Below are 26,641 nucleotides of genomic sequence, written 5' to 3'. Positions count from 1 at the left end.
CATCGTGACGGTTAATCGACTGCGCTTGTCTGGCACGGTGTGCAAGACGCCGGTTCGAAAAATTAGCCCGTCAGGAATTCCGCACTGTCAGTTTGTGCTTGAGCACCGCTCAGTGCAGGAGGAGGCCGGGTTTCACCGGCAAGCCTGGTGTCGTATGCCGGTAATTATCAGCGGCACTGCCCATCAGGTGATTACTCAACATATAACGGTCGGCACGCAACTCATACTCGACGGTTTCATTAGCTGCCATCAGGCACGCAATGGCCAGAGCAAAATGGTGTTACATGCCGAGCAGATTGAATTGATAGATTCTGGAGACTAGCCAAATGGCACGTTATTTCCGTCGTCGCAAGTTCTGCCGTTTCACCGCGGAAGGCGTTCAAGAGATCGATTATAAAGATATCGCAACGCTGAAAAACTACATCACTGAAAGCGGCAAGATCGTACCAAGCCGTATCACTGGTACTCGCGCAAAATACCAGCGTCAGCTGGCTCGTGCTATCAAGCGCGCGCGTTACCTGTCTCTGCTGCCGTACACTGATCGTCATCAGTAATCGGCAACTGTCCATTAACGACTTTAAGAGGATAAGGTAATGCAAGTTATTCTGCTTGATAAAGTAGCAAACCTGGGCAGCCTGGGTGATCAGGTTAACGTTAAAGCGGGCTACGCTCGTAACTTCCTGGTACCACAGGGCAAAGCTGTGCCTGCTACCAGGAAAAACGTTGAATTCTTCGAAGCACGCCGTGCAGAACTGGAAGCTAAACTGTCCGACGTTCTGTCTGCAGCAAATGCACGCGCTGAGAAAATCAATGCACTGGGCACCGTAACCATCGCGTCTAAAGCAGGCGACGAAGGTAAACTGTTCGGTTCTATCGGTACCCGCGACATCGCTGATGCAGTTTCTGCAGCTGGCGTTGAAGTGGCTAAGAGCGAAGTTCGTCTGCCGAACGGCGTTCTGCGCACCACCGGTGAGCACGAAGTGAACTTCCAGGTTCACAGTGAAGTATTCGCGAAACTGATCGTGAATATCGTTGCTGAGTAATTTTTATTACTGAGCACTGCGGGAACGCCGGCCTTGTGCCGGCGTTTTTGTTTTTATTGCCGCCTGAACGCTATTGCGCGCGGATAAAGCTGCCATCCGGCTGACGCGTAAACAGCACCGGGCCGTTAGCGCCCTCTATCGTCAGTCCGGTCACTGCGCCCTGTGCGTCCTGACGGATTTTGACCTGCTGACCGCTTTTCAGTGAACTCAGCGGCTGATCGCTGCCTTCCACTCGCGCCATCGCAAACACATCATTTACCGGCAGACTGTTGTCACGAAACAGCTGGGCCAGCGTCTGGCCTGAAGCGACCGTATAGTTGCGCCACTCTCCCTGTGAATCCGCTTTTGGCGTCGGCTGCGGCTGAGAAGAGGATGAGTCGGCTTTGTTGTCATAAATATCCGCCTGCATCGGCACCTCTTTCTCAGCGGACGGCGTAACCGGACGCTCCACCGGATAGCGCGGTGTACTGACCGGCCAGAGAAACGCCAGCAGCATCACCAGCAGCGCGATAACAATGCCACGGCGATGCGGCGCAGGCAGCGGGTCCATCCAGCCGATGTGGTCGGTAACATGCCAGATACGATGAAGCCATGTCGGTAGCCGTGATGACGCGTCTGAAGCCATTCGTGGTTCCTCCTCTCCAGCGGGTTGCTGCGGCTTGCGTGCGGCCAGCCAGGTTTGCAGCCGGGATACAATACGCGTTGCGCGCGTCCTGCGGCGTCGTGGGGCGATCTGGCCCATGTGTTCTCTCTTTTGGTGTGCAACAGACGGCGTAATTCCGTCAACAGTTATAGTATGGGCAATACCGGCGCGAAGTGCCTGCCAGCATTGATAAATTTGACGGGGGTATTGTTTCTCTTTCGCCGCGAAAAGTCATCTGCGATGCAGGGCATTTTACGCCAGCGGCCTGCACTGCTATGCTGCCGGTTCGAATTTATCCGAGAGTGAAAGGAACGAAGATGACTACCCCTTCTTTCGACAGCGTCGAAGCACAAGCAAGTTACGGTATTGGTTTACAGGTTGGCCAGCAGTTGCTGGAATCTGGTCTGCAGGGGCTGCAGCCAGAAGCACTGCTCGCGGGCCTGCGCGACGCGCTGGAAGGGAACTCGCCGGCGGTACCGGTTGATGTGGTTCATCGCGCACTGCGTGAAGTGCATGAACGCGCAGAAGGCGTGCGCCGTGAGCGCACCGAAGCGATGGCGGCAGAAGGTCAGGCATTCCTGCTGGAACATGCGCAGCGTGAAGGCGTGAGCAGCACCGAATCCGGCCTGCAGTTCAGCGTCATCACCCAGGGCGAAGGTCCTATCCCTTCCCGCCAGGATCGCGTACGTGTGCACTACACCGGTAAACTGATTGACGGCAGCGTGTTCGATAGCTCCGTAGCACGTGGTGAGCCAGCAGAATTCCCGGTCAGCGGCGTGATCGCGGGCTGGATTGAAGCGCTGACCCTGATGCCGGTTGGCTCAAAATGGGAACTGGTGATCCCACACAACCTTGCGTACGGCGAGCGTGGTGCCGGTGCCTCTATCCCGCCATTCAGCACCCTGATTTTTGAAGTAGAGCTGCTGGAAATCCTGTAATACCCCGGCGCTGCTCCCCTTGCGGGGGCAGCGTTGCGTCCCCTCGCGGGCCTGACCTGAGCATCTGTCAGCGTGCCGGACAAGGGGAACGCCAGCGGCGGTTCTGCCCGCCGCTGCCTCTTGCTTCTTACTGCTGTAAATTTACCTGCCAGAGAGCAAAACCGATCGCATCCGTGCCCTTTGGCTGGAGCGGATACTGTGCATGCTGCTGAATAAAGTGGGTCGCTTTATCGCCTGGCGCGGTTTCAAAGCGAATATCCAGCGGCGTGGCAGAGGCAATCGGCGCCAGACGCCAGTTATTGTCCGCCTGCGGCCTGACTTCGCCCTGTTTTTTGGTTTCCGCACTGATATAGGCGGCCACCACGGAACGGTTCTCATCCGGTGAGGCGAAGGCAATATACTTATCGCCGGTACCGGCAAACTTGCCGCCGTAAGCGCGATAGTTGTTGGTTGCCACCAGGAAGGTTGCCTGCGGATCGATCGGCTTGCCCTGCCAGCTCAGCTGGCGAATGCGTGAGGCCTGCGGATGGATCAGCTGACACTCAGCGTCATAACGCGCTGGCTGGGTCACATCGATCTGATAATTAACCCCGTCAATTACGTCAAAGTTGTAGGTACGGAAATCCCAGTTGATCAGCGACTGGGGTTTGCTGCTGTGCGGATCGATCTGATTGAACTGGCCCGCCGAACATTCCAGCCATTCTTTGACCTGCGCGCCGCTGATTTTCATCACCACCAGGGTATTCGGATAAAGATAGAGATCGGCGGCATTGCGGAAGGTCAGCGCTCCTTTCTCAACTTCAACGTAGCTGGCCGGATCGTTCTTGCGGCCACCCGCTTTAAACGGTGCTGCCGCAGAGAGGACCGGCAGACGACCCAGATCCGGATCGCCCTGAATGAAATGTTCAACGTAGGCGCGCTGCGCATTATTCACGATCTGCACGGTCGGATCGTCCTGCACCAGTGACAGATAGCTGTACATCACATCGGCGGATTTGCCGATCGGCTTGGCCACAAATGCCCGCGTAGCACGATGATCGTCAGCCAGCACCTTCACCAGCGCCGGATCTTCCGCCGCTAACGACTTTTTCGCTGCGGTATCATAAATCGGCCGCGCCTCGGCTTTGCCGCTGCTGACCTGCCAGCGTCCGCCGTCATTATCCAGCACCAGATCGACCACACCCAGATGATCGCCCCACATGCCGGGCATCACGGCTGGAATGCCGTTCAGCGTCCCCTGGGCGATATCCGCCCCTTTGATACTGGCGAAATCACTGCCCGGGAATACCGCATGCGCATGGCCAAACATAATGGCGTTGATGCCTTTAACCTGGCTAAGGTAGTAAACCGAGTTTTCCGCCAGCGCATGATACGGCTCGCTGCTCAGGCCGGAGTGGGGAATAGCAACGATGATATCGGCACCCCTGGCGCGCATTTCAGGTACGTAGCGGCGGGCGGTTTCAGTGATGTCATCCACCCGCACTTTACCCTGCAGATTGGCTTTATCCCACACCATGATCTGTGGCGGCACAAAGCCGATGTAGCCAATCTTCACCGTCTGCGTTTTGCCGTCACGATCTACCACCTCGGTCGATTTAATCAGGTAGGGGGTGAACAGCGGTTTGCCACTTTTGCTGTCAATAACGTTGGCGTTGACATAAGGAAAGCGTGCGCCAGCCAGCGCTTTTTTCAGGTAAGGCAGGCCATAGTTAAACTCGTGATTACCCAGATTACCGACGCTGTAGTCGAGAGTGTTAAGCGCTTTATAAACCGGATGGATCTCGCCCGCGCTAAGCCCTTTGGCCGCCATATAATCGCCGAGCGGGCTACCCTGGATGATGTCGCCATTATCGACCAGCACGCTGTTTTTAACCTGCTGGCGCGCCGCATGGATCAGCGTGGCGGTCCGGACCAGGCCGAATTTCTCGGTCGGGGTATCTTTGTAGTAGTCGAAATCCATCATGTTACTGTGCAGATCGGTGGTCTCGAGTATCCGCAAATCGACCGTTGCCGCCTGCGCGGCGACGGAAACGCTCAGGGCCAGTAACATCATTCCAGGCTTAAACATGCTTGCTCCAGCTGCCAGATAAGTTAAGGCTCTCAAAATAATGTAAAAGCCTGATGAGTGGTCAGTTTAAATCGTGATGGATGTATCGTTTTGGCGCATCGGTCAGCGGACAACGGCTTTCAGACTGTGGCGGGGCCGGCAGGCGTGGCGATAAACAGGTAACTATGGTATTGATATATCTATAAATTGCTCCGTGCTGCCGCCGTACAATCGGCTGGCGGAGCGGAACTGCTAAAATGTAACCATCAGGCGTTGAACTGAACGTGCAGCAGATGGACACAACGAGGTGAAAAATGTTAGAGCAAATTTGCCAACTGGCACGCGAAGCGGGCGACGCGATTATGCAGGTTTACAACGACGCCGCGCCGCTTGACGTTTCTCACAAATCGGATGACTCGCCGGTCACCGCTGCCGATATCGCCGCGCATCAGGTGATCGTCAACGGTCTGGCGCAGCTTTCGCCTGAGATACCGGTTCTGTCAGAAGAGGACCCACCGGCCTGGGAGGTGCGTCAGCACTGGCAGCGCTACTGGCTGGTCGATCCGCTTGATGGCACCAAAGAGTTCATCAAGCGTAACGGCGAATTCACCGTCAATATTGCGCTGATTGACGCCGGCAAGCCGGTGCTGGGCGTGGTCTATGCACCCGCGCTGGGGGTAATGTACTCTGCCGCGGAAGGCAAAGCCTGGAAAGAAGAGGGGGGCCACCGTGAACAGATTCATGCGCGTGACGCCCGGCCACCGCTGGTGGTGGTGAGCCGCTCACACGGCGACGATGATGAGATGAAGCAGTATCTGAAACAGCTGGGCGAACATCAGACCGTGGCAACCGGTTCATCGCTGAAGTTCTGCCTGGTGGCGGAAGGCAAAGCCCAGCTCTATCCGCGCTTCGGGCCGACCAACATCTGGGATACCGGCGCAGGTCACGCGGTGGCGATGGCGGCGGGTGCCCATGTACACGACTGGCAGGGCAAAACCCTGGATTACGCGCCGCGTGAATCCTTCCTCAATCCCGGCTTCCGCGTCTCGCTGTTCTAACCGGTTAAGCGGGAGGCTCGCCTCCCGCCACTCTGCAACCGCTACTGCGCCAGCAGGGAGGTCACCAGCGTCACCACCTGCTGCACTTCTTCCTGCGTCAACGGCCCATCCTTAACAAATTTCACCGTGCCGCGTTTATCCAGCACCACGATGGCGGAGCCGCCCTGTTGCAGCTGCCAGGCACGCTGCACATTGCCTTTGTCGTCAACGATGAATTGTGACCACGGATACTGCTGCTTATTGCTCTCAATGCTGCTGCGGACAAACATGCCGGTCCCTGGAATCGCGTCATCCGTATTGACGATGGTGGTGGTCTGATAGCGATCATGCGGCAGCTTCGCGGCTTTGATCGCTTCAACTAATGCCGCATTCATTTGCTTGGCTGATGAACGCCCGGCAATATGCTGAATCACGCGAACTTTCCCGCTCAGCTGCGCACTGTTCCAGTTTTTATAGCTAAACTTATCCTGCTGCAATAACAGCTCACCTTTGTCATTCACGCCGACGGCCGGTACGCGCGCATCCTGCTTCAAATCATGCGCCATAACGCTTGCCGGTATCAGTAACGACAAAACTATCGCTGCCAGAGTGATTCGCATCGCTGTTTCCTTAAGTGATCAGACCAGTTAGTCATTTTATTGCAATAGTAGGCGGGGATGATGCTGCTGTCCTGGAAAGGTGTCAGGTTTGTTATCAGCAGCACAATTCCTTAACGACTGAAGGTTTATACTGCGTTGTGTGAGCGTAATAACAGAGTCTTCTGTAATGATGTGTCAACTCAGTAAAAAAATTCATTTTTCGGAACATCAGCAGCGCTGAGTGTTCTATAGTTTATCCCGAATTCGCGCTTCATGGGCTCGTACCTATTTTGGAAACGGCGAAGCGTGCTTAAAATTGTACAGGAGTTAATCAGTATGAAGATCTTCCAGCGCTATAATCCGCTGCAAATAGCGAAATATGTAAAAACGCTGTTCAAAGGAAGGTTGTATATCAAGGATGTCGGCGCGTTTGAGTTTGATAAAGGGAAAGTGTTAATCCCGCGCGTCAAAGACAAACAGCACCTGAGCGTGATGTCAGAAATTAACCGCCAGGTCGTTCGTCTGAAGCTTGAGTTCAACTAATCAAAAGGGCGCCGATGGCGCCCTTAGCGTTTATCCAGGCAGGGCAGGCTCAGTCTGAGCGCCGGTCATGCTCACAATCCTCATGTACTACCTGTACCCCTGCTGGCTCCGCGCTGTCCCTGTCCAGACTGCCCGCAACCATTACGCCTGACAGGCCAGGCGCTTAGCCATTCTACTCTTCTTCGCTCTTGGTCATATTCAGCACCGGCGGCCGCTCATCAATGCGGGTCACCAGTAACTGGTCGATGCGGTAACTATCAATGTCCACCACTTCAAATTTATAACCGGCAAACTTCACGAAGTCGGTACGCTTGGGAATTTTACGCAGCATATACATCATAAAGCCGCCGATGGTTTCGTAGTTGCCTGACTGCGGGAAGTCATCGATGTCCAGTACCCGCATCACATCATCAATCGGCGTACCGCCTTCCACCAGCCATGAATTCTCATCACGCGCCACAATCTGCTCTTCCATGCCCTGACCGACCAGGTCGCCCATCAGCGTGGTCATCACGTCATTCAGGGTGATGATGCCAACCACCAGTGCATATTCATTCATGATCACCGCGAAGTCTTCACCGGCGGTTTTGAAACTCTCCAGCGCTTCAGACAGCGTAAGCGTATCCGGCACAATCAGCGCAGAACGGATCTGCAAGCCGCTGTTCAGCGCCATACTCTGATTTCCCAGCACCCGCAGCAGCAGTTCTTTTGAGTCAACGTAACCGACGATATGATCGATATCGCCGCTGCACACCAGGAATTTAGAGTGTGGATGTTGGGCGATTTTGGTTTTAAGGCTGGTTTCATCTTCATGCAGGTCAAACCAGACGATGTTTTCGCGTGAGGTCATCGACGATGGAACGGTACGTGACTCCAGTTCAAACACGTTCTCGATTAACTCATGTTCCTGTTTACGCAGCACCCCGGCCAGCGCACCGGCCTCCACCACCGCATAGATATCGTCAGAGGTGATATCGTCTTTGCGCACCATCGGCAGTTTGAAGATGCGAAAGAAGACGTTAGCCAGACCGTTAAACAGCCACACCAGCGGACGCATTAACAGCAGGCAGAAGCGCATAGGGTTAATGATGCGCAGAGCGATGGTTTCCGGGGCGATCATACCGACCCGTTTTGGCGTTAAGTCGGCGAACAGGATAAACAGGCTGGTGACGATGGTGAACGAGCAGATGAAACTGAGCTGCTCCGCCAGTTCTGGTGCGACAAAGCGGTTAAACAGGCTGCTGAACGCCGGCGAAAAAGCCGCATCGCCGACAATACCGCCGAGAATAGCCACGGCGTTCAGACCAATTTGCACCACGGTAAAGAACATGCCCGGCGTTTCCTGCATTTTCAACACGCGTTGCGCGTTGATATTGCCCTCATCCGCCAGCAGTTTGAGTTTGATCTTGCGGGCGGCCGCCAGCGAGATTTCCGACAGGGAAAAAAATGCACTGATTACGATCAGTAACAGGATGACAAGTAAGCTATCTAACATAAGAGATCCAAAGGGTTATCCACTTGTCATTTTTGGCCTGGGCAGCGTACAGGTGAGATCGTAACTGATCTGCTTACCCGTCAAACAGGGCTATCCGTGCCAAAAATGTCTGCGCCAGTTCGACAGGAAAGGACAATGTCGGGGCAGAAATGAAAACAGGCGAAATGCCTGTGGTGGCAGATTATAGCAGGTGCTATCACCGGGCCGCCAGAGGGCAAACGCCCTGTTGACGCGCGGAGAGCTGGCCGGTCCGGCGCGGTCTTGGTTCAGATTAATCCGAGTGAAGCCAGCGGCGACAATCATTCCTCTCCACAGCGGTTGTATCGCCCGCGTCATTTACCGACAATAACCGGGCATTTGACTTAGAAGTCGATTTTACGCCGCCGATTAGCATAAAGTGCGGCTATTATGAGGGTGTTGCCGTCGCGCTAGCGCAGGCAAAGATGATTAATAAGTGCCCCGCGGAAAAGGGGCCGGCATGTTTAACAGGAGTACAGGTGCCACGATTTCATGTTTATTGCATGGCCAGCCTGCTGCTTGCCGCGCCCGCCCTTGAGGCGGCAACGGTACGATTACAGGTAGAAGGTTTAACCGGGGATTTGCAAAAAAACGTCAGGGCGCGCCTGTCGACCATCGGCAACGATGAAGTCTCGAACGACGGCCGCTTTCGCGCACGCGTTTCGGTAGCGATAAAAGAGGGGCTGCGCGCGCTCGGCTATTATGAGCCGGAGATTGACTTTGAATCCCGTCCTGCGCCGCCAAAAGGCGGTCGTCCGGTATTAGTGGCGCGGGTCACGCCCGGCGAACCGGTTAAAATTGGCGGCAGCAGCATCGTCATAGAAGGCGATGCACGTAACGATGCCGACTATAAAGCCTGGGTAGCGCAGGGACGGCCCAAAGTAGGCACCCAGCTTAACCACGGTCAGTATGATAAATTCAAAAGTGGTTTTTCTAATCTTGCTCTGCGCAATGGTTACTTCGATGGCAACTTTAAGAAAAGCCAGTTAGGCGTATCGGTCGAACGGCGCGAAGCGTTCTGGGATATTGATTACGACAGTGGTCAGCGTTACCGCTTTGGCGATGTCAGCTTTGAAGGCTCGCAAATTCGCGAGGAGTATCTGCAAAATCTGGTGCCCTTTAAGCAGGGCGACTATTACACCTCCCGCGATTTAGCCGAGCTGAACCGCCGTCTCTCCGCCACCGGCTGGTTTAACTCAGTGGTAGTGGCCCCGGAGTTTAAACAGGGCCGCGAAACCAAAGTTCTGCCGCTCAATGCGGTGATGTCGCCGCGTACCGAAAACACCATTGAAACCGGGGTAGGCTACTCGACGGATGTCGGACCGCGCCTGAAAGGCACCTGGAAAAAACCGTGGATCAACGATCGCGGCCACAGTCTGGCAGCCAGCGCCTACGTTTCAGCGCCGGAGCAGCAGGTCGATCTGAGCTATAAAGTTCCGCTGCTGAAAAGCCCGCTGGAGCAGTATTACACCTTCTCCGGTGGCCTGAAGCGCACCGACCTCAACGATACCAAAGCCGATACCACCACGCTGGCGATGTCGCGCAACTGGGACAGCAGCAGTGGCTGGCAGAAAGCGATTAACCTGCGCTGGAGCCTGGACCACTTTACCCAGGGCAGCGTCACCAACACCACCATGCTGCTCTATCCTGGCGTCAGCGTGAACCGAACCCGCTCACGCGGCGGCTTAATGCCGACCTGGGGCGACACACAGCGCTACTCGGTGGATGTTTCTGATACCACCTGGGGTTCGGATGTCGATTTCCTGATTCTGCAGGCGCAGAACGTCTGGATCCGCACGCTCGGTGATAAACACCGTTTTGTCGCGCGCGGCAATCTCGGCTGGATCGAAACCAACGACTTCGAAAAAGTCCCGCCGGATCTCCGCTTCTTCGCGGGCGGCGACCGCAGCATTCGCGGTTACAAATACAAAGATATCTCACCACGCGATGAGGACGGCAAACTGACCGGTGCCTCTAAGCTCGCCACCGGATCGCTGGAATATCAGTACAACGTCAGCGGCAAATGGTGGGGAGCGGTCTTTGTCGACTCGGGCGAAGCGGTCAACGATATCAAACAGAGTAATGTTAAAACCGGCGCCGGCTTCGGCGTGCGCTGGTCTTCACCGGTGGGGCCGATCAAGCTGGATATCGCCCGACCGATTGGGGATGACGAGGAACATGGATTGCAATTTTACATAGGACTGGGGCCTGAACTATGAAGCTGTGGAAAAAGGTCCTGATCGGCATTCTGATTTTTCTGGTGCTGCTATTAGGCGGCGTGGCGTTTTTAGTCGGCACCACGCCCGGTTTACATCTGCTGCTAAACGGTGCCTCACGCTGGGTGCCGGGCTTATCGATCAAGCAGGTCGATGGTGGCTGGCGTAATCTGACCCTGAGCGGATTGCGTTATGAGATGCCCGGCGTCAGCGTCGATGCCGGTCAGATTCACCTCGCCGTCGATCTCAACTGTCTGCTGCACTCATCGGTCTGCGTGAACGATGTTTCGCTGAGCGATATCAGCGTGGTGGTCGACAGTAAGAAAATGACGCCGGCCAGCGAGCCGCCGCCGGAAGAGGAGAGCGGCAACGCCAACCTCAGCACGCCTTATCCGATCACCCTGCGGCATCTCGGCCTGCACAATATCAATGTGAAAGTTGATGACACCGCCATCTCGCTGCTGGATTTCACCACCGGCCTGCAGTGGCAGGATCGCGCGCTGACGCTTAATCCGACCCATATTCAAAGCCTGCTGATTGCCCTGCCGAAAGCGGCGCAGGTTGCTGACGAGCAGGTGGTACAACCGAAAGTGCAGCAGCCGAAACCGGCGGAGAAGCCGCTGGGTGAAACCCTGCAGGCGATGTTCGCGCAACCGCTGCTGCCGGCGTTACCCGATTTCCGCTTGCCGCTGGATATTGATGTGCAGCAGATCCTTGGCGAACAGCTGCGCATCACCGGCGACACCGACATTGCGATCGGTCGGCTGCTGCTGAAAGCCAAAACCGCTGACCGCCAGATGCAGCTCAGCACGCTGGAGGTGGACTCGAACCTCGGCAAGCTGAACGGCAGCGGCCAGGCCACGCTGGCGGATAACTGGCCGGTCGATTTCACCCTTAACGGTGACGTGAATACCGATCCGATCAAAGGCGAAAAAATCGCGCTGAAGCTTAACGGTGCCATGCGCGATGAGCTGAAGCTGGCGCTCAACCTTTCCGGTCCGGTGAAAGCACAGCTCGATGCTACTACCCAGCTGGCGGTGGCGGGTTTGCCGCTGTCGCTGCGGCTCACCAGCCCACAGCTGCGCTGGCCTTTAACCGGTGCGGTGCAGTACCAGGCCGATAACCTCGACTACCAGTTCAAAGGCAAAGCGACCGACTACGTCATGTCGCTGCGTACCGCGGTGAAAGGGGAAACGGTGCCGCCGGCGAACATTTCACTGACGGGGAAAGGTAACGTCGAGCAGTTCAGCCTCGATAAACTGCGCATCGCGGCATTGCAGGGCAATATCGATCTGACTGCGCTGGTCGACTGGAGTAAGGCGATCAGCTGGCGCAGTGAACTGACGCTGGCCGGCATCAATACCGCTCAGCAGTATCCCGACTGGCCCGCCCGGCTGGATGGCAAAATTACTACCCGCGGCAGTCTCTACGGCGGAAGCTGGCAGTTAAGCGTGCCGCAGCTACAGCTGAAAGGGAATGTGAAGCAGAATGCGGTCACGGCGGATGGCTCGCTCACCGGCAACAGCTACAACCAGTGGAAGATACCCGGCATTAAACTGGCGCTGGGTCGTAATCATCTGGATGTGAAGGGCGCTTTGGGTGAGCAGCTGGATCTTGATGCCAGCATCGACGCGCCTCAGCTCGACAATGCGCTGCCGGGCCTGGGCGGCGTGGTCAACGGCACGATTAAAGCGCGTGGCACCCTGAGCGCGCCGCAGCTGCTGGCCGATCTCAATGCCCGTGGCCTGCGCTGGCAGCAGATGCAGATTAACCGCGTCACGCTGAACGGTGATGTCCGCTCCGGCGAGCAGGTGGCCGGCAAGCTGCAGTTGCGCGTCGAACAGCTGAAGCAGGATGCGCTCAGCATTAACCTGCTGACCCTGAATGCCGACGGCAACGAGCATCAGCATCAGCTGAAGCTCAATGTGCAGGGCGAGCCGGTGTCAGGTCAGCTGGCGCTGAACGGCAGCTTTGACCGCCAGGCGCAGCGCTGGAAAGGCGAACTGAACAATACCCGCTTCGATACCCCGGTAGGGGAATGGCGGCTGACGCGGGCGATGGCTATCGACTACCTCAATAGCAAACAGACCGCCACCATCGGGCCGCACTGCTGGCAGAACCCGAATGCCCAGCTCTGCGTACCGGAACCGGTGGAAGCCGGTCCGAGCGGCAAGGCGCACGTGGTACTGAATCGCTTTGATCTGGCGATGGTTAAACCGTTTATGCCTGATGCGACCCAGCTCAGCGGCGTATTCAGCGGTGACGTGCGGGTTAACTGGCGTGCCGGCGAAGGCCTGCCAACCGGTACGGTGTCGCTGAAGGGTAACGGCGTCAAAGTTCAGCAGGATGTGCAGGGCAATACGCTGCCCGTCGCCTTCGATACCCTGAACCTGAATGCGGCGCTGCGTGACGGCCGTGCGCAGCTCGACTGGCTGATCCGCATCGCCAACAACGGTCAGCTGGATGGTAACGTCCAGATCACCGATCCGGAAAACCGCCGCACGCTGGGCGGCAACGTCAATATCCGCAATCTGTCGCTGGCGATGCTGAACCCGGCACTGATGCAGGGCGAGAAGATCAAAGGCAACCTGAACAGCAGTTTACGGCTGGCGGGCAGCGTGCAGCAGCCGCAGGTGTTTGGTCAGCTCGGCCTGTCTGATGTCGATGTTGATGGCAGCTTCATGCCGGTCGATCTGACCGCCGCCAACCTCAATCTGGTGTTTAACGGCATGAGTTCGACCCTCAACGGGCTGATTCAGACCGCGCAGGGCAACATCAACCTCAACGGTAACGCCGACTGGAGCCAGCTTGATAACTGGCGTGCACGTGTAGCGGCGCAGGGCAGCCGGGTCCGGGTAACGGTGCCGCCGATGGTGCGGATGGATGTCTCGCCGGATCTGGTGTTTGAAGCCACGCCTGCGGCATTTAACCTGTCGGGCCGGGTGGATGTTCCCTGGGCGCGCATCACGGTGCAGGAAGTGCCGGAAAGCGCCACCGGCGTCTCTTCGGATGAAGTGATGCTGGATCAGAACCTCAAGCCGATTCAGCCGCAAACCGCCGCCATTCCAATCAACAGCAATTTGGTGATCCACGTCGGTAATGATGTGCGGCTCTCCGCGTTCGGACTGAAAGCGAAGCTCAATGGCGATCTCAAACTGGTGCAGGACAAATCCGGTCTCGGCCTCAACGGCCAGATCAATATTCCTTCCGGCCGTTTCCACGCCTATGGCCAGGATCTGATTGTGCGTAAGGGCGAGCTACAGTTTGCCGGACCGCCTGACCAGCCTTACATCAACCTTGAAGCGATCCGTAACCCGGAGGCGACTGAAGATGATGTCACCGCCGGACTGCGCGTCACCGGCCTGGCAGATGAGCCAAAAGCTGAAGTCTTCTCCGATCCGGCGATGTCGCAACAGGAAGCGCTCTCTTACCTGCTGCGCGGTCAGGGACTCGGCAGCGACGGCGACAGTAACGCGTTAACCTCAGCGCTTGTTGGCTTAGGGGTTGCACAAAGTGGGCAGGTTGTGGGTAAAATCGGCGAGACATTCGGTGTCAGTAATCTGGCCCTTGATACTGCCGGTGTTGGCGACAGCCAGCAGGTGCAGGTCAGCGGCTATGTACTACCGGGTCTGCAGGTAAAATACGGTGTTGGCATATTTGATTCACTGGCGACGTTAACCTTGCGTTACCGCCTGATGCCTAAACTCTATCTGGAAGCCGTGTCCGGTGTGGATCAGGCTCTCGATTTGCTCTATCAGTTTGAGTTTTAGCAATGCGAATAATTGTCTACGGCAGTTTACGGCGCAAACAGGGAAACAGTCACTGGATGACGAATGCGCAATGGCTGGGTGATTTCCAGATTGAGGGCTTTGAGCTCTACAGTCTGGGACATTATCCCGGCGTGATTGAAGGCAATGGAGCGGTGCAGTGTGAAGTGTACCGCATTGATGCCTCCACCCTTGGCGAGCTGGATGCGTTACGCACCAAGGGAGGGGAGTACAAACGTCATCTGATTCAGACGCCGTTTGGCAGCGCATGGCTTTATGTTTATCAACGCTCAGTGGCAGGACGCCAGCGTATCATGAGCGGGGACTGGCTAAAGCGTGATGAAGAGCCAGAGGCCTGAACAAAAACACCGTCCAGTTGGACGGTGTTTTTTTTTCGACTTATCGGCTGACAGCAGAATTACTTCTTCTGTGCGCGCTCGTAAGAGGAGATGATTTCGGCTTTAGCAGCTTCGGCATTATCCCAGCCATCCACTTTCACCCATTTGCCTTTTTCCAGATCTTTGTAATGTTCAAAGAAGTGGGTGATCTGTGCGCGCAGCAGTTCTGGCAGGTCGTTCACATCTTTAATGTGATCGTACTCTTTAGAGAGTTTGGTGTGCGGAACCGCAACCAGTTTGGCATCTTCGCCAGACTCGTCGGTCATTTTCAGCACGCCAACCGGACGGCAGCGGATCACAGAACCTGGCTCCAGCGGGTATGGCGTTGGGACCAGCACGTCAACCGGATCACCATCCAGTGACAGGGTGTGGTTGATGTAGCCGTAGTTGCACGGATAGAACATGGCGGTAGACATGAAGCGGTCTACAAACAGGGCACCAGACTCTTTATCAACTTCATATTTGATCGGATCGGCATTGGCCGGGATCTCAATGATTACGTAGATATCTTCTGGCAGGTCTTTACCTGCTGGCACCTGGTTCAAACTCATCGGGCATTCCTTCAGTAGTCGTATGTTGAGTGTCGGCTATTATAGCCAACTGACTCTGAAAGTATGCCCTCTTTTTGGCGTTTCGGAATGCACCCTAACGCTACTTTGCCGCGACAAACAGCGAAACAATCCCGGCTGCAATCAGCGGTCCGACCGGCACGCCGCGGAAAAACGCCACGCCAATCACCGTACCAATCAATAACCCGCCAATGACCGAGGGCTGAACGCTCATAAAGTTAACGCCGCGACCGCCCAGCCAGGCGACAAAAATGCCGACCAGAATCGCCACGATCGACTTCCAGTTGGCAAAGGATTTGAGCAAGGTTGAGGCGGGCAGCGATCCGCTGGCCAGCGGCGCCATCACCGCCACGGTCAGGATAATGATGCCTAAGGTAATGCCCTGCTTCTCTACATAGGGGAAAAATTGCGCCAGCGGCGTAATCTTGATCGCCAGCAGCACCAGAATGGAGATGGTGACGGCGTTGTTGTGAACGAAATAACTCAGAATGGCGAGGCAGATCAGAATAATGGTCGAGGCATAAGCAGCCATGGTTTCTCCCTGAAAATGAATGGATGCGCTGAGGACTTCAGCCAGCGCATAAACGGGTGGTAATCAACAATCATCCGGATTAGCGCAGCTGCCGGTGCTCAGCGATTGCAACATCAGCGCCTGGTTACGCACCAGGCTGACGCTCTGCGCACTCAGCGCCACGCTGCCGAGCGTGCCCTGCGCGCTGAGCTGACTGCGGCTGGCCGCCAGCCAGCTGTCGCGGTAGCTGAGCCAGGCACGCTGGGCCTGACGCAAGCTGTTTTTAGGCTCGCCGGTTAACCGGTTCATCAGTTTGCCATACTGATTATTCATCTCCTGATCCCAGGCTTTACTGGCTGCGGCATAACACTGATTCATCGCAAGGGTGGTCGATGCGCCGTTCAGGCAGTGCGCCAGAGCGGCATCCGCCGGCCGATCCTGCGCCATTGCCACGTCGCTGGCCAACAGCAGGGCCAGAAGCCATCCTGTTTTCATTATTCTTCCCCGGGTAACTGATAAGCGGCGTCCAGCTTGATAGATGTCTCCGTGATGATCAAGTCGATAACCATTCATTAAGGTTAAAGTTTAGCGGAGTGATGGCCGATACCTGTTCCGTTTTAGGGCCGCTGGAAATTTCGCCTTTTCTCATACACGGAAACTATCAAGATGAAACAGTTATCACTTCGCACGGGGTTGCTGGCATTGCTGGCATTTATGACACTGCTGCTGTTGGCGGTGAGTTTTATGGGTATCGTGGCAATTAACAAAGGGAACCGGTCGCTGGATGTGATTAATCGCATTCAGGGAGTTGAGCTGAACAGCCTGTATCAGAGCAACGCGGATTTAATGCGCGCCCGCGCCAACGCGGCGCTGGCGGTGAGAAAAATTGAAATTGGTTTGCTGGAAGAGGGGGCCGGCGTCACTAAGCTGGCACAGGCCGATGTGCTGACATCACAGCAGAACCTGAAGCGTTTTATTGATGCGGGCACGGTCACGGCACACGGCAAAAAGCTGGCGGATGCGGTGGCAGGCAGCTACAAAGCCTATCTTGAGCAGGGCATCCGGCCAATGATGAGCGCGCTGGATAAGCAATATACCGACGAATATTACCAGCTGCTGGAGGGCAACCTGGCCTCACTGGCTGCCCGCTACAGCAAAGCGGTGGATGATTTCGGCCAGTACGCCAATCAGGTAACCGCCGCGCAGCTGGCTCAGGCGGCCTATAACGAAACCAAAATGAAAGTTCTGATCGCCGTCGCGGTGGTGCTGACGCTGCTGTTGCTGGTACTCGCCTGGCAGCTGCTGCGCCGGATGCTGCTTCAGCCGCTTAACAACGCCATTGTGCATCTCGAACAGGTTGCCGCTGGCGACTTATCACAAACCCTGCCGGCAGCCGGTAACAATGAACTGGGACGGCTCAACCATGCGCTGGCAGAGATGCAGCAGGCGTTGCGCGCCTCGGTCAGCCAGGTGCGGGAAGCCAGCCTGCAAATCGACATCGGCAGCCGTGAACTGGCCGCGGGCAACGTCAATCTGTCGCAGCGCACCGAAGAGTCCGCAGCCTCGCTGGAGCAGACTGCAGCCAGCATGGAGCAGTTAACCGCAACGGTGCGGCTCAATGCCAGCAACGCGCAGCAGGCACATCAGCTGGCGAATGCGGTGTCAGATACCGCCGATCGCGGCGCTGAAGTGGTGTGCTACGTGATGGAGAAAATGCATGAGATCACCGACAGCGCCAATCGCATCGGCGACATTCTCAGCGTAATCGACGGTATCGCCTTCCAGACCAATATCCTGGCACTTAATGCAGCGGTTGAAGCGGCGCGCGCCGGTGAACAGGGCCGCGGTTTCGCGGTGGTTGCCAATGAAGTGCGCACCCTGGCGCAGCGCAGCGCCAACGCCGCCAAAGAGATCCGTACGCTGATCGGGGATTCGCAGACGCGGGTCAAAGAGGGCAGCGAGATGGCGACGCGTGCCGGGGAAACCATGGATGAAATTTCAGGTGAGGTGATGCGCGTCACCGCGCTGATGAAAGAGATCTCAATGGCCTCTGACGAGCAGAGCCGCGGCATTGAGCAGGTCAACCTGGCAGTAACGCAGATGGATGAAGCCGCACAGCAGAACGCCGCGCTGGTGGAGCAGGCAACTGCGGCGACCCAGTCGCTGGAGGCCCAGTCCGGTCAGCTACAGGCGACCATGGCGCAGTTCCGCTTGCAGCCGGCCTGAAAGCAAAAAAAAGGGCGCGATATTCGCGCCCTCAGACAGCAGACCAACTCAATGTGATGGGAGCACTCGTCAGTAGCAAAGCATCGCGGGCCACGGATGGCACACGCTGAGCAGCCACGGATGGCATTTTTGCGTCTTTGCGGAGGACGTTTGCTCCCTGAGCCAGGGCCTGTTTAATAACGTCAGGGCGCGATATTCGCGCCCTTTGATTGTCGCCAGATTAGCCCTGGCGGCAATCCGGGAATTCGCCCAGGAAACGCTCAACGTCGTTGACCATCGCCTCGTTACCGCAGTAAAACGGGCAGCGCTGATGCAGCGTGACCGGCGGGATATCCAGAATACGTTTCTGACCATCGCTGGCCTTACCGCCTGCCTGCTCCGCGAGGAATGCCATCGGGTTGCACTCATACAGCAGACGCAGCTTACCTTGCGGATGGCTGGCGGTGCTTGGGTAGAGATAGATGCCGCCCTTCAGCAGGTTACGGTGGAAATCGGCCACCAGCGATCCGATATAGCGGGAAGTGTAAGGACGGTGCGTAGCAATATCCTCTTCCTGACAGAACTTCAGGTATTTCTTCACGCCCTGCGGGAAACGAATGTAGTTACCTTCGTTAATCGAATAGGTATAACCGGTTTCCGGGTAGGTCATGCGCTCGTGGCTCAGGCAGAAAACGCCCAGCGACGGATCGTAGGTGAACGCATGCACGCCTGCACCGGTGGTGTAGACCATCATGGTTGACGAACCGTACACCACGTAACCGGCAGCGACCTGCTTGTTGCCCGGCTGCATAAAGTCAGCTTCGACAACCGGCGTACCCGGCTCACTGACGCGGCGATAGATAGAAAAGATAGTACCGACAGAAACGTTAACGTCGATGTTCGACGACCCATCCAGCGGATCCATCAACACCACGTACTTACCGTTTTCCTCACCTTCAAAGATAACGAACTCGTCCTCTTCTTCAGACGCGATACCGGCGACGATGCCACGGGCTTTCAATGCCGCTTTCAGTTTTTCGTTGGCGAACAGATCCAATTTCATCTGCTGCTCACCCTGAACATTCTCAACCCCACTGGCACCGAGAATATCCACTAAACCGGCTTTGTTAATGTCGCGGTGGATAATTTTGGCACCCAGCTTGATGGCTGAAATCAGCGCCGTCAGTTCACCTGTGGCGTGCGGAAAGTCGTGTTGCTTCTCGACGATAAATTCGCCTAACGTTTTCATAACACATTCCCTGAATCTTCGATGGAGTGGCAGCATGCGTAACAGTCTGCCAACGTATGCGTACGCAGTTTAGCCGATTGAACTTCAAAAACCATAGTCCTAATCCGTTTCTTCCGTCTGCGAGCAGCGTTACACTGTGCGCCGAACTTTTGAGTAATGGATCTCGTTATGCGCATTCACATCCTTGGGATTTGTGGCACGTTTATGGGCGGTCTGGCGATGCTGGCCCGTTCGCTTGGCCATCAGGTGACCGGTTCGGACGCCAACGTTTACCCGCCAATGAGCACGCTGCTTGAGCAGCAAGGCATTGAATTGACAGAAGGTTATGACGCAAGCCAGCTCGACCCGGCACCGGACTTAGTGATCATCGGTAATGCGATGACGCGTGGCAATCCTTGTGTGGAAGCCGTTCTGGAACGCAACATTCCTTACCTCTCTGGCCCGCAGTGGCTGCACGACTTCGTGCTACGCGATCGCTGGGTACTGGCCGTGGCGGGAACCCACGGCAAAACCACCACAGCCGGCATGGCAGCGTGGATTCTGGAGGCCTGCGGGCTGGAACCAGGCTTCATTATTGGTGGTGTGCCAGGAAACTTCGACGTCTCGGCAAAATTAGGAAAAAGTCCATTCTTCGTGATCGAAGCGGATGAGTACGATTGCGCGTTTTTTGATAAGCGCTCCAAGTTTGTCCATTACTGCCCGCGCACGCTGATCCTCAATAATCTTGAATTCGATCATGCGGATATTTTTGACGATCTGCGGGCGATCCAGAAGCAGTTCCATCATCTGATCCGGATCGTGCCGGGGCAGGGTAAGATCCTGCTGCCCGAAAACGATCACAACCTCAGGCAGGTGATGGCGATGGGCTGCTGGAGCGAGCAGGAGAGTATCGGCGAACACGGCCGCTGGCAGGCGAAAAAACTCACGGCGGATGCGTCGCACTGGGAAGTGTGGCTTGATGGCGCCAGAGTGGGCGAGGTGAACTGGGCGCTGGTCGGTGAGCACAACATGCACAACGGACTGATGGCGATCGCCGCAGCGCGGCATGTCGGCGTGAAGCCGGAAGATGCCGGCCAGGCGCTGAACAGCTTCATCAACGCGCGTCGCCGGCTGGAGCTGCGCGGCGAGGTCAACGGCATCAAAGTGTATGACGATTTCGCGCATCACCCGACCGCGATTCTGGCGACCCTGGCTGCGCTGCGTAGCAAAGTGGGCGGAACGGCACGAATTCTGGCGGTGCTGGAGCCACGATCAAACACCATGAAAATGGGCGTGAATAAAAACGAACTGGCACCGTCGCTGGCGCGTGCTGACGAAGTTTTCCTGTTCCAGCCGCACCACATCCCGTGGCAGGTTTCAGACGTGGCTGACGCCTGTATGCAGCCGGCGCACACCACCGCGGATATCGATACGCTGGTCTCGATGATTACCAAAGCGGCGCAGCCGGGCGATTCGATTCTGGTGATGAGCAACGGCGGATTCGGCGGCATTCATCAGAAGCTGCTCGATAAACTGGCTTAACAGAACAAGCGCCCGCCGGGGCGCTTTTTTTTACCTTAACCTGACACCGGCCCGCATTTTATTTCCCGCCAGACTTCGCCGCTCCTGACTTCACACGCCACGGCATCCTTAACGTATCACCGTGCAGCGACAGAAACCTTATCACCGCGCGCGGTGAATAGCCTCCTGAGCTGAAGCAAATGCGCGTGATGTGGCGTCTGTCGTGAGAATGATCGGCAGCGAACTGCCTGAAAGCGCGCCGGGGCGGGATAAATAAGCGGGCCGACAAAGACAATGCCCGATCGTTTACTCACCCGTAGCCTGAGCATGCAGAGAATGGCCGTGCATCCTGGGGTCTGGAAGCGCGCGTCGGACTGCGGCAGAGGATTGGAGATAATCGCGGATGTCCGGCCGCTGCCGGTAAACGCCGGCTGTGATGGCACAGCGGCATCGGGTCGCGTAACGCTGCCTGCAGGCGGGCAAACTGCCCGCCCCGACATCGCTTAGCTTTCGGCCAGCTCGCGCAGATACTGGAAGATCTGTCGCGCAGATTTCGGCGGCTTGTTGCCCGCTTTCTCTTTCTGCGCATTGCGGATCATGCTGCGCAGTTGCTGACGATCGGCCTGAGGATAAAGGGCGATCACATCCGTCATGGCGTCATCGCCCTGTTCAATCAGGCGGTCACGCAACATCTCCAGCTTATGGAACAGCGCAACCTGCTGGTTGTGGCGGTTCTTCAGCTTATCCAGCGCCTGGCGGATTGGCTCGACGTCCATGCTGCGCATGATTTTACCAATCAGCTGCAACTGGCGACGGCGACCCTCTTTCTTAATACGCTGCGCGAGTTCGATTTCGGCACGCAGGCGCTCATCCAGCGGGATCTTATCAAGGGCATTTTTGCCCAGGTCGACCAGTTCGGCACCCAGGCGTTTCAGCTCTTCAGCGTCGCGCTTTATTTCGCTCTTACTGACCCAGATAATCTCTTCATCTTCTTCTTCATGATTATCTGGCACATCGTCGAGCCACTCATCGGGCTGTTTGGTCATTAGTGGACTCCCAAAAAAAGAGGCTAATCCTACCAGTTTATCGGGTGACTGCGAAATTGTTCTCTGACTCTGATAGACTCAAATCATACATACATAAGATTAGACGGCAGGTCGATGAACGTATCTACTCAGGTTGCAGAACAGCGAAAAGTGTTAGAGCAGGCGATTGCGCAGGCGCTCGAACTGGCTAAAGCAAGCACTGACAGCGCGGAAGTGGCGGTCAGTAAAACCACTGGCATCGGCGTCAGCACCCGCTACGGTGAAGTGGAAAACGTCGAATTCAACAGCGACGGCGCGCTTGGCATCACCGTTTATCATCAGAATCGTAAAGGCAGCGCCTCGTCGACCGATCTCAGCCCGGACGCGATTAAACGCACCGTGCAGGCGGCAATCGATATTGCGCGTTATACCTCGCCCGATCCGTTTGCCGGTCCGGCGGATGCTGACCTGCTGGCGTACGACGCGCCCGATCTGGATCTCTATCATCCGTGGGAGATCGATGCCGATCGCGCGATTGAGCTGGCGGCACAGGCGGAACAGGCGGCGTTGCGGGCAGACAAACGCATCATCAATACCGAAGGCGGCAGCTTCAACAGCCACGTCGGTATCAAAGTCTTTGGTAACAGCCACGGCATGTTGCAGAGCTATTGCTCCAGCCGTCACTCGCTCTCCAGCAGCGTGATTGCCGAGCAGGATGGCAACATGGAGCGCGATTACGCTTACACCATTGGCCGCGCATTTGAAGATTTGCAGAGTCCGGAGTGGGTGGGCGCGGAATGTGCGCGTCGCACGCTGTCGCGTCTGGCACCGCGTAAGCTTTCCACCATGAAGGCGCCGGTGATTTTTGCCGCTGAAGTGGCAACCGGTCTGTTCGGCCATCTGGTCGGGGCGATCAGCGGCAGCAGCGTCTACCGCAAATCGACCTTCCTGCTCGATTCAATGGGACAGCAGATCCTGCCAGAGTGGCTGACGATTAACGAACAGCCGCACCTGCTGAAAGGTCTGGCGTCGACGCCGTTCGACAGCGAAGGCGTGCGGACCCAGGCGCGCGACATCATTAAAGATGGCGTGCTGCAAACCTGGTTAATGACCAGCTACTCCGCCCGAAAACTTGGCCTGACCAGCACCGGCCATGCCGGTGGCATCCATAACTGGCGCATCGCCGGTCAGGGCCACAGCTTTGACGACCTGCTGAAGCAGATGGGGACCGGCTTAGTGGTCACCGAACTGATGGGGCAGGGCGTCAGCGCCATTACCGGCGATTACTCGCGCGGTGCGGCCGGTTTCTGGGTCGAGAACGGCGAAATTCAGTATCCCGTCAGTGAGATCACCATCGCCGGCAATCTGCGAGAGATGTGGCGCAACATGGTGACCGTCGGTGATGACATCGAAACCCGCAGCAACATCCAGTGCGGTTCGGTGTTACTGCCTGAAATGAAGATAGCGGGACAATAAGAAAGATGGATTCTGAAAGCAGCCTGATGGCTGCTTTTTTTTCATCACAATAAGAAAGGAAAGAGCGATGCGTAAGCATGTGATTGCAATGTTGTCTGCTTCTCTGTTGTTCTCCAGCGTCAGCCTCTATGCAGCCGATCTGGAACAGGATATGGATACGCTGAATGCCAACCTGAAGATCGTCAAGAAAACCGACGATGCGCAGGAGATGCAGCAGGCGCTGACCAAAATGCGTGCCGCGGCGCAGGATGCGCGTAAGGGTACGCCGGACAAGCTGGAAGGCCAGCCGGCTGACAGCGCACAGGTTAAAGATTTTCACGCCGGTATCGACTCGCTGATTGCACAGATTGATGTGGTCAGTACGCTGGCAAAAGCCAATAACGTCGACGGTGCGAAACGCGAAGCGGCGAAGTTTGACGACATCCGCAACGCTAACCATAAGAAATTCCGTTAACGCCCGCGCCGGTCACCCCCGACCGGCGATTTTTATCATCACTTCTGCTTATTACTCACCGTTTTACCGCTCACCTCGCTGAACGTCACCGCACAGCCTGCGCGCATCCTGATGACATTACACACATTTAACGCATTCTGGGCGCTGAGTCGCATTAAACGTGCAGCCTGCGATCTGGCGCACGCTCTTCACCTCGATTTCCGCTTGGTGCTGGAAATGTTGCGTCTCCACAGAGATCGCTATCAGGGGTAATTTATTTTCAACGCGAATTATCCGGTCTAACAGGAGTAGCAAGGTGAGCAATAACGGCGTTCCGGTGCAAGACGCGCCACCGGAGAAAGTGCAGCAGCTGGCAGACAGGGTAATGGCGCAGATTGCGACGATCTACCAGCAGCACGGCATTGTGCCGAATGCGGTCCAGCAGCAGATGCTGGTGTCACATGTCGGTGCGATGGCATCCCGCTCCCTGAGCGGTGAGCCGCTGCCAGAAGTGGAAGCCGAGCTGTTTGAGGATATCCCGCCGGAAACGCTGCAGCTGGCGCAGCAGGTAGTGGATCTGTTTGGCAATCTGCCACGCGAAGAAGCATGGCTGCTCTCGGTGCATATCGAAGTCGCCCGATCAAACAACTGAAGAGGACGTGAACATGGTAACCGTAGTGATTGGCGATCGTTTAGGTAAAGGGCAGAAAGTTGCGGCAGGTATCGAGAAAGCCGGTGGACGCGCGGTGGTGGTACCCGGCGTGGCGGCAGACATGAAGCTTGGCGACGTGATGAAGGCGGAAAATGCCGATTTCGGTATCTCCTTCTGCGGCAGCGGCGGCGCAGGCGCCATCACCGCACAGAACAAATATGGCTACAAGGCGAAACACGGGATGCGGTCGATCGATGAAGGCGTCACTGCCATCAACGAAGGCGCTACCGTACTGGGTTTCGGTTTCATGGATAAAGAAGAGCTGGGCGAACGGCTGGTGCAGGCCTGGAACAAGAAGTACGGCAGCTGATCATGAAACAACAATACGTTACGCAGGTGACGGTAGAGGGAAAAGGCGACAGCAAAGCGAAAGCCTTTGCGGATGCCCTGAGTCGCGTACAGAACCAGGTTCTGCGCGCGACGCAAAAAATTCTGCTGCGGATAGAGCCCGAGGATGTCCGGGTGCTGAACGCACGGGAGAGCGTCAAAACCGAAAAATTTCTGTTCTTCTTTTTGGCGCGCCAACGGCGGACCTACAGCGTAGAGCTGGAGATCACCGTCAGCGTCACCGTTTTCGACACCGAACAGGTCACGTTCACGGTGACACCTTAAAAACAGTGCCCTTTCATGTCAGAAAGCCGGTTGCCCGACGGCGCGCTGGCCGCAGCTTCGCGGCGGTCAAGGCTACGGCCAGGCGACGGCTGACGCGTGATGGGTAAAAACGACAACAAAGGTACAACAACATGTTTTTAATCATTTTGTTTAAGTCGTTGATCATTGGCGGGCTGGTGGGTGTCGGCGTCGGTGCCGGCGCTGCGCGGATGTTTCACGCGCCGACCACCCAGGGGATGGGCGCCTTTCGTACATTGGGCGAACTCAACTCGTGCGAAGGCGATCCAGCCTCTCACTTCTCCTTTGGTCTTGGCTTCTTCTTTAACGCCTGGGCATCTTCTGTTGCAGCCGGTTCGTTCACGCAGGATGTGGATCACCGCATCATTCCAAACTGGGGCGCCGCGGCGCTGATGATCAAAAACCGCAATGTGGCTGAAACGCTGCACGACCCGAAAAAAATGGCTATCGCCTGCGGCATCATCGGCATGATCGTGGTGGCCTTCCTCAACTCTACTGCCTCAGCCGTACCGGCCGCGCTGCAGGTCACCGCGGTGAAGGTGCTGGTGCCAGCGGCTAACCTGCTGGTCAATACCGTAATGCCGGTGATCTTCTGGCTGGCGGCGATTGATGCGGGCCGCAAATCGGGCTTCTGGGCCACCATTTTTGGCGGCCTGGCGCAGCTGATTATGGGTAACGCCGTGCCGGGACTGGTGCTGGGTATTTTGATCGGCAAAGGCGTGGAAGAGAGCGGCTGGAACAAGGTCACCAAAGTGATGATGACCGCCATCGTGTTGCTGTTTGTCCTCAGCGGTTTCTTCCGCGGCTTCGACATGAAGCTGTTGCAGTCCTTCCAGCTCGGCATTCCTGGCTGGCTCGAGATGATTCATAACTCAGTAAGCGGCAAATAAGAGGCGATGCTGATGAACGAAAATAAAGGCTTCTGGTACGCCGACTGGTCTTTCCCGATCTTTGTTGGCCTGCTCTCATCCGGCGTGTTTGCCGGGACACACATGTACTACCTGTATGGCATTGGCGCTTTCAACGAGGTGGCGTTTGTCTCGATGCTGCGTGCTGGCATGGAGACCGGCGTCTACGGCGCGGTCGCCGCATTCGGTGCCAGCTTTCTGTTCGCCCGCATTATTGAAGGATCGCTGGTCGGTATTCTCGATATCGGCGGCGCGATTCAGACCGGCGTCGGGCTGGGCGTTCCGGCGCTGTTGCTGGGTGCCGGCATCATCTTCCCGGTCGCGAACTTTGCCGCCTCGCTGGTCACCGGTCTGGTCATCGGTGTGGCGATTGGCTACCTGATTATTCTGGCGCGTAAATTCACCATCAATCAGAGCGACTCCACCTACGGGGCCGACGTGATGATGGGGGCCGGTAACACCTCGGGCCGCTTCCTTGGGCCGTTGATCATTCTGTCAGCGATGGCCGCCTCCATTCCGATCGGCCTCGGTTCGCTGCTGGGCGCGTTACTGTTCTACCTGTGGAACAAGCCCATTACCGGCGGCGCTATTCTCGGTGCGATGATCCTTGGTGCGATTTTCCCGATTGCGCTCTGATGTCACCGGCGGTCCGGCAGCGGGCCGCCGCTAAGGAGTCACC

General features: G+C 56.5%; 27 protein-coding genes. 18 read left to right on the top strand and 9 right to left on the bottom strand.

Features of this window, described 5'->3' with window-relative positions; genetic code table 11:
• Positions 1-4: 4 nt before the first annotated feature.
• From priB to rplI, 3 genes are read left to right on the top strand one after another with little or no spacing between them, the layout of a single operon-like run.
• Positions 5-322, top strand: a complete 318-nt coding sequence (priB, locus tag ABIB18_RS19275) for a primosomal replication protein N (RefSeq protein ID WP_046289269.1) — start codon at positions 5-7, stop codon at positions 320-322.
• Positions 323-326: 4 nt separating this feature from the next.
• Positions 327-554: a 30S ribosomal protein S18 gene (gene rpsR / locus ABIB18_RS19270; RefSeq protein ID WP_000135199.1), complete on the top strand. Its 228-nt coding sequence runs from the start codon at positions 327-329 to the stop codon at positions 552-554.
• Positions 555-593: 39 nt separating this feature from the next.
• Positions 594-1,043: a 50S ribosomal protein L9 gene (gene rplI, locus ABIB18_RS19265; protein WP_031376408.1), complete on the top strand. Its 450-nt coding sequence runs from the start codon at positions 594-596 to the stop codon at positions 1,041-1,043.
• A 70-nt stretch (positions 1,044-1,113) separates the two neighbouring features.
• Here rplI and ABIB18_RS19260 read toward each other — a convergent pair whose 3' ends face one another.
• Positions 1,114-1,785 (bottom strand): OapA family protein, encoded by a 672-nt coding sequence (locus ABIB18_RS19260; RefSeq protein ID WP_082097609.1) that lies wholly within the window; start codon positions 1,783-1,785, stop codon positions 1,114-1,116.
• A gap of 218 nt (positions 1,786-2,003) precedes the next feature.
• On the opposite strand from ABIB18_RS19260, the gene bamJ reads away from it, so the two are divergent.
• Positions 2,004-2,624, top strand: coding sequence for a BamJ family beta-barrel-assembly machinery protein (gene bamJ, locus ABIB18_RS19255; protein ID WP_031376406.1), 621 nt, complete (start codon positions 2,004-2,006; stop codon positions 2,622-2,624).
• A 127-nt stretch (positions 2,625-2,751) separates the two neighbouring features.
• Here the strand turns inward: bamJ and ABIB18_RS19250 are convergent, their stop codons facing one another.
• On the bottom strand, positions 2,752-4,692 hold the full coding sequence (locus ABIB18_RS19250) for a bifunctional 2',3'-cyclic-nucleotide 2'-phosphodiesterase/3'-nucleotidase (protein WP_354475284.1): 1,941 nt from the start codon (positions 4,690-4,692) through the stop codon (positions 2,752-2,754).
• A 293-nt stretch (positions 4,693-4,985) separates the two neighbouring features.
• Between ABIB18_RS19250 and cysQ the strand changes: the two genes are divergently transcribed.
• Positions 4,986-5,729: a 3'(2'),5'-bisphosphate nucleotidase CysQ gene (gene cysQ, locus ABIB18_RS19245; RefSeq protein ID WP_354475282.1), complete on the top strand. Its 744-nt coding sequence runs from the start codon at positions 4,986-4,988 to the stop codon at positions 5,727-5,729.
• Between the two features lie 41 nt (positions 5,730-5,770).
• On the opposite strand, the gene ABIB18_RS19240 is transcribed toward cysQ, so the two are convergent.
• Positions 5,771-6,328 (bottom strand): YtfJ family protein, encoded by a 558-nt coding sequence (locus tag ABIB18_RS19240; RefSeq protein WP_031376403.1) that lies wholly within the window; start codon positions 6,326-6,328, stop codon positions 5,771-5,773.
• Positions 6,329-6,643: 315 nt separating this feature from the next.
• Between ABIB18_RS19240 and ABIB18_RS19235 the strand changes: the two genes are divergently transcribed.
• The gene (locus tag ABIB18_RS19235) at positions 6,644-6,850 is read left to right on the top strand and encodes a DUF1107 domain-containing protein (protein ID WP_003855513.1); all 207 of its coding nucleotides are present in this window, start codon (positions 6,644-6,646) and stop codon (positions 6,848-6,850) included.
• 172 nt (positions 6,851-7,022) lie between these two features.
• Here the strand turns inward: ABIB18_RS19235 and paeA are convergent, their stop codons facing one another.
• Positions 7,023-8,345 carry a polyamine export protein PaeA gene (gene paeA / locus ABIB18_RS19230; RefSeq protein ID WP_031376402.1) on the bottom strand — a complete coding sequence of 441 codons (1,323 nt, stop codon included), beginning with the start codon at positions 8,343-8,345 and terminating at the stop codon, positions 7,023-7,025.
• A gap of 521 nt (positions 8,346-8,866) precedes the next feature.
• Between paeA and tamA the strand changes: the two genes are divergently transcribed.
• From tamA to ABIB18_RS19215, 3 genes are read left to right on the top strand one after another with little or no spacing between them, the layout of a single operon-like run.
• The gene (gene tamA / locus ABIB18_RS19225; RefSeq protein ID WP_176035892.1) at positions 8,867-10,582 is read left to right on the top strand and encodes an autotransporter assembly complex protein TamA; all 1,716 of its coding nucleotides are present in this window, start codon (positions 8,867-8,869) and stop codon (positions 10,580-10,582) included.
• Complete coding sequence (gene tamB, locus ABIB18_RS19220; RefSeq protein ID WP_089561914.1) at positions 10,579-14,349, top strand: autotransporter assembly complex protein TamB; 3,771 nt, start codon at positions 10,579-10,581, stop codon at positions 14,347-14,349. The genes tamA and tamB overlap by 4 nt, the downstream gene beginning before the upstream one ends.
• A gap of 2 nt (positions 14,350-14,351) precedes the next feature.
• Positions 14,352-14,705 (top strand): gamma-glutamylcyclotransferase family protein, encoded by a 354-nt coding sequence (locus ABIB18_RS19215; RefSeq protein WP_031376400.1) that lies wholly within the window; start codon positions 14,352-14,354, stop codon positions 14,703-14,705.
• A 59-nt stretch (positions 14,706-14,764) separates the two neighbouring features.
• On the opposite strand, the gene ppa is transcribed toward ABIB18_RS19215, so the two are convergent.
• The 3 genes from ppa to ABIB18_RS19200 form a co-directional block, all read right to left on the bottom strand.
• Positions 14,765-15,295: an inorganic diphosphatase gene (ppa, locus tag ABIB18_RS19210; RefSeq protein WP_031376399.1), complete on the bottom strand. Its 531-nt coding sequence runs from the start codon at positions 15,293-15,295 to the stop codon at positions 14,765-14,767.
• Between the two features lie 100 nt (positions 15,296-15,395).
• The gene (locus ABIB18_RS19205; RefSeq protein WP_031376398.1) at positions 15,396-15,845 is read right to left on the bottom strand and encodes a DUF441 domain-containing protein; all 450 of its coding nucleotides are present in this window, start codon (positions 15,843-15,845) and stop codon (positions 15,396-15,398) included.
• 63 nt (positions 15,846-15,908) lie between these two features.
• Positions 15,909-16,319 carry a lysozyme inhibitor LprI family protein gene (locus tag ABIB18_RS19200; RefSeq protein WP_031376397.1) on the bottom strand — a complete coding sequence of 137 codons (411 nt, stop codon included), beginning with the start codon at positions 16,317-16,319 and terminating at the stop codon, positions 15,909-15,911.
• A gap of 171 nt (positions 16,320-16,490) precedes the next feature.
• On the opposite strand from ABIB18_RS19200, the gene ABIB18_RS19195 reads away from it, so the two are divergent.
• Positions 16,491-18,050 carry a methyl-accepting chemotaxis protein gene (locus ABIB18_RS19195; protein WP_031376396.1) on the top strand — a complete coding sequence of 520 codons (1,560 nt, stop codon included), beginning with the start codon at positions 16,491-16,493 and terminating at the stop codon, positions 18,048-18,050.
• 220 nt (positions 18,051-18,270) lie between these two features.
• Here the strand turns inward: ABIB18_RS19195 and fbp are convergent, their stop codons facing one another.
• The gene (fbp, locus tag ABIB18_RS19190) at positions 18,271-19,278 is read right to left on the bottom strand and encodes a class 1 fructose-bisphosphatase (RefSeq protein ID WP_031376395.1); all 1,008 of its coding nucleotides are present in this window, start codon (positions 19,276-19,278) and stop codon (positions 18,271-18,273) included.
• A 168-nt stretch (positions 19,279-19,446) separates the two neighbouring features.
• Between fbp and mpl the strand changes: the two genes are divergently transcribed.
• On the top strand, positions 19,447-20,799 hold the full coding sequence (gene mpl / locus ABIB18_RS19185) for a UDP-N-acetylmuramate:L-alanyl-gamma-D-glutamyl-meso-diaminopimelate ligase (RefSeq protein ID WP_031376394.1): 1,353 nt from the start codon (positions 19,447-19,449) through the stop codon (positions 20,797-20,799).
• Positions 20,800-21,281: 482 nt separating this feature from the next.
• Here the strand turns inward: mpl and yjgA are convergent, their stop codons facing one another.
• On the bottom strand, positions 21,282-21,824 hold the full coding sequence (gene yjgA / locus ABIB18_RS19180) for a ribosome biogenesis factor YjgA (RefSeq protein WP_031376393.1): 543 nt from the start codon (positions 21,822-21,824) through the stop codon (positions 21,282-21,284).
• Positions 21,825-21,938: 114 nt separating this feature from the next.
• On the opposite strand from yjgA, the gene pmbA reads away from it, so the two are divergent.
• The 7 genes from pmbA to ABIB18_RS19145 all read left to right on the top strand — a co-directional run bounded on the left by pmbA (position 21,939) and on the right by ABIB18_RS19145 (position 26,598).
• A complete protein-coding gene (gene pmbA / locus ABIB18_RS19175; RefSeq protein WP_031376392.1) occupies positions 21,939-23,279 on the top strand; it encodes a metalloprotease PmbA in 1,341 nt (446 codons plus the stop codon).
• A 67-nt stretch (positions 23,280-23,346) separates the two neighbouring features.
• Entirely contained in the window at positions 23,347-23,733 is a 387-nt protein-coding gene (cybC, locus tag ABIB18_RS19170) for a cytochrome b562 (protein ID WP_031376391.1), read from the top strand.
• Between the two features lie 295 nt (positions 23,734-24,028).
• A complete protein-coding gene (locus ABIB18_RS19165) occupies positions 24,029-24,364 on the top strand; it encodes a glycine dehydrogenase (RefSeq protein ID WP_031376390.1) in 336 nt (111 codons plus the stop codon).
• Positions 24,365-24,371: 7 nt separating this feature from the next.
• The gene (locus ABIB18_RS19160; protein WP_089561919.1) at positions 24,372-24,734 is read left to right on the top strand and encodes an SFCGS family glycine-rich protein; all 363 of its coding nucleotides are present in this window, start codon (positions 24,372-24,374) and stop codon (positions 24,732-24,734) included.
• Positions 24,735-24,736: 2 nt separating this feature from the next.
• The gene (locus tag ABIB18_RS19155) at positions 24,737-25,036 is read left to right on the top strand and encodes a DUF4312 family protein (protein WP_031376388.1); all 300 of its coding nucleotides are present in this window, start codon (positions 24,737-24,739) and stop codon (positions 25,034-25,036) included.
• A 131-nt stretch (positions 25,037-25,167) separates the two neighbouring features.
• Positions 25,168-25,944, top strand: a complete 777-nt coding sequence (locus tag ABIB18_RS19150; protein WP_031376387.1) for a DUF4311 domain-containing protein — start codon at positions 25,168-25,170, stop codon at positions 25,942-25,944.
• A gap of 12 nt (positions 25,945-25,956) precedes the next feature.
• Positions 25,957-26,598, top strand: a complete 642-nt coding sequence (locus ABIB18_RS19145) for a DUF4310 family protein (protein WP_031376386.1) — start codon at positions 25,957-25,959, stop codon at positions 26,596-26,598.
• The last annotated feature ends 43 nt before the right edge of the window (positions 26,599-26,641 follow it).

Origin of the sequence: Pantoea sp. UYEF8, from assembly GCF_040546285.1 — a bacterium.
Taxonomy (GTDB): Bacteria; Pseudomonadota; Gammaproteobacteria; order Enterobacterales; family Enterobacteriaceae; genus Pantoea; species Pantoea brenneri.
Note: the sequence above shows the minus strand (reverse complement) of the source record. Positions and strands in the feature narration are given on the sequence as shown.

Excerpts from the sequence above, each read along its gene's own strand:
- rpsR (WP_000135199.1), top strand. The coding sequence starts at position 327 with ATGGCACGTTATTTCCGTCGTCGCAAGTTCTGCCGTTTCACCGCGGAA.
- rplI (WP_031376408.1), top strand. The coding sequence starts at position 594 with ATGCAAGTTATTCTGCTTGATAAAGTAGCAAACCTGGGCAGCCTGGGT.
- ABIB18_RS19260 (WP_082097609.1), bottom strand. The coding sequence starts at position 1,785 with ATGGGCCAGATCGCCCCACGACGCCGCAGGACGCGCGCAACGCGTATT.
- bamJ (WP_031376406.1), top strand. The coding sequence starts at position 2,004 with ATGACTACCCCTTCTTTCGACAGCGTCGAAGCACAAGCAAGTTACGGT.
- ABIB18_RS19250 (WP_354475284.1), bottom strand. The coding sequence starts at position 4,692 with ATGTTTAAGCCTGGAATGATGTTACTGGCCCTGAGCGTTTCCGTCGCC.
- cysQ (WP_354475282.1), top strand. The coding sequence starts at position 4,986 with ATGTTAGAGCAAATTTGCCAACTGGCACGCGAAGCGGGCGACGCGATT.
- ABIB18_RS19240 (WP_031376403.1), bottom strand. The coding sequence starts at position 6,328 with ATGCGAATCACTCTGGCAGCGATAGTTTTGTCGTTACTGATACCGGCA.
- ABIB18_RS19235 (WP_003855513.1), top strand. The coding sequence starts at position 6,644 with ATGAAGATCTTCCAGCGCTATAATCCGCTGCAAATAGCGAAATATGTA.
- paeA (WP_031376402.1), bottom strand. The coding sequence starts at position 8,345 with ATGTTAGATAGCTTACTTGTCATCCTGTTACTGATCGTAATCAGTGCA.
- tamA (WP_176035892.1), top strand. The coding sequence starts at position 8,867 with ATGGCCAGCCTGCTGCTTGCCGCGCCCGCCCTTGAGGCGGCAACGGTA.
- tamB (WP_089561914.1), top strand. The coding sequence starts at position 10,579 with ATGAAGCTGTGGAAAAAGGTCCTGATCGGCATTCTGATTTTTCTGGTG.
- ABIB18_RS19215 (WP_031376400.1), top strand. The coding sequence starts at position 14,352 with ATGCGAATAATTGTCTACGGCAGTTTACGGCGCAAACAGGGAAACAGT.
- ppa (WP_031376399.1), bottom strand. The coding sequence starts at position 15,295 with ATGAGTTTGAACCAGGTGCCAGCAGGTAAAGACCTGCCAGAAGATATC.
- ABIB18_RS19205 (WP_031376398.1), bottom strand. The coding sequence starts at position 15,845 with ATGGCTGCTTATGCCTCGACCATTATTCTGATCTGCCTCGCCATTCTG.
- ABIB18_RS19200 (WP_031376397.1), bottom strand. The coding sequence starts at position 16,319 with ATGAAAACAGGATGGCTTCTGGCCCTGCTGTTGGCCAGCGACGTGGCA.
- ABIB18_RS19195 (WP_031376396.1), top strand. The coding sequence starts at position 16,491 with ATGAAACAGTTATCACTTCGCACGGGGTTGCTGGCATTGCTGGCATTT.
- fbp (WP_031376395.1), bottom strand. The coding sequence starts at position 19,278 with ATGAAAACGTTAGGCGAATTTATCGTCGAGAAGCAACACGACTTTCCG.
- mpl (WP_031376394.1), top strand. The coding sequence starts at position 19,447 with ATGCGCATTCACATCCTTGGGATTTGTGGCACGTTTATGGGCGGTCTG.
- yjgA (WP_031376393.1), bottom strand. The coding sequence starts at position 21,824 with ATGACCAAACAGCCCGATGAGTGGCTCGACGATGTGCCAGATAATCAT.
- pmbA (WP_031376392.1), top strand. The coding sequence starts at position 21,939 with ATGAACGTATCTACTCAGGTTGCAGAACAGCGAAAAGTGTTAGAGCAG.
- cybC (WP_031376391.1), top strand. The coding sequence starts at position 23,347 with ATGCGTAAGCATGTGATTGCAATGTTGTCTGCTTCTCTGTTGTTCTCC.
- ABIB18_RS19155 (WP_031376388.1), top strand. The coding sequence starts at position 24,737 with ATGAAACAACAATACGTTACGCAGGTGACGGTAGAGGGAAAAGGCGAC.
- ABIB18_RS19150 (WP_031376387.1), top strand. The coding sequence starts at position 25,168 with ATGTTTTTAATCATTTTGTTTAAGTCGTTGATCATTGGCGGGCTGGTG.
- ABIB18_RS19145 (WP_031376386.1), top strand. The coding sequence starts at position 25,957 with ATGAACGAAAATAAAGGCTTCTGGTACGCCGACTGGTCTTTCCCGATC.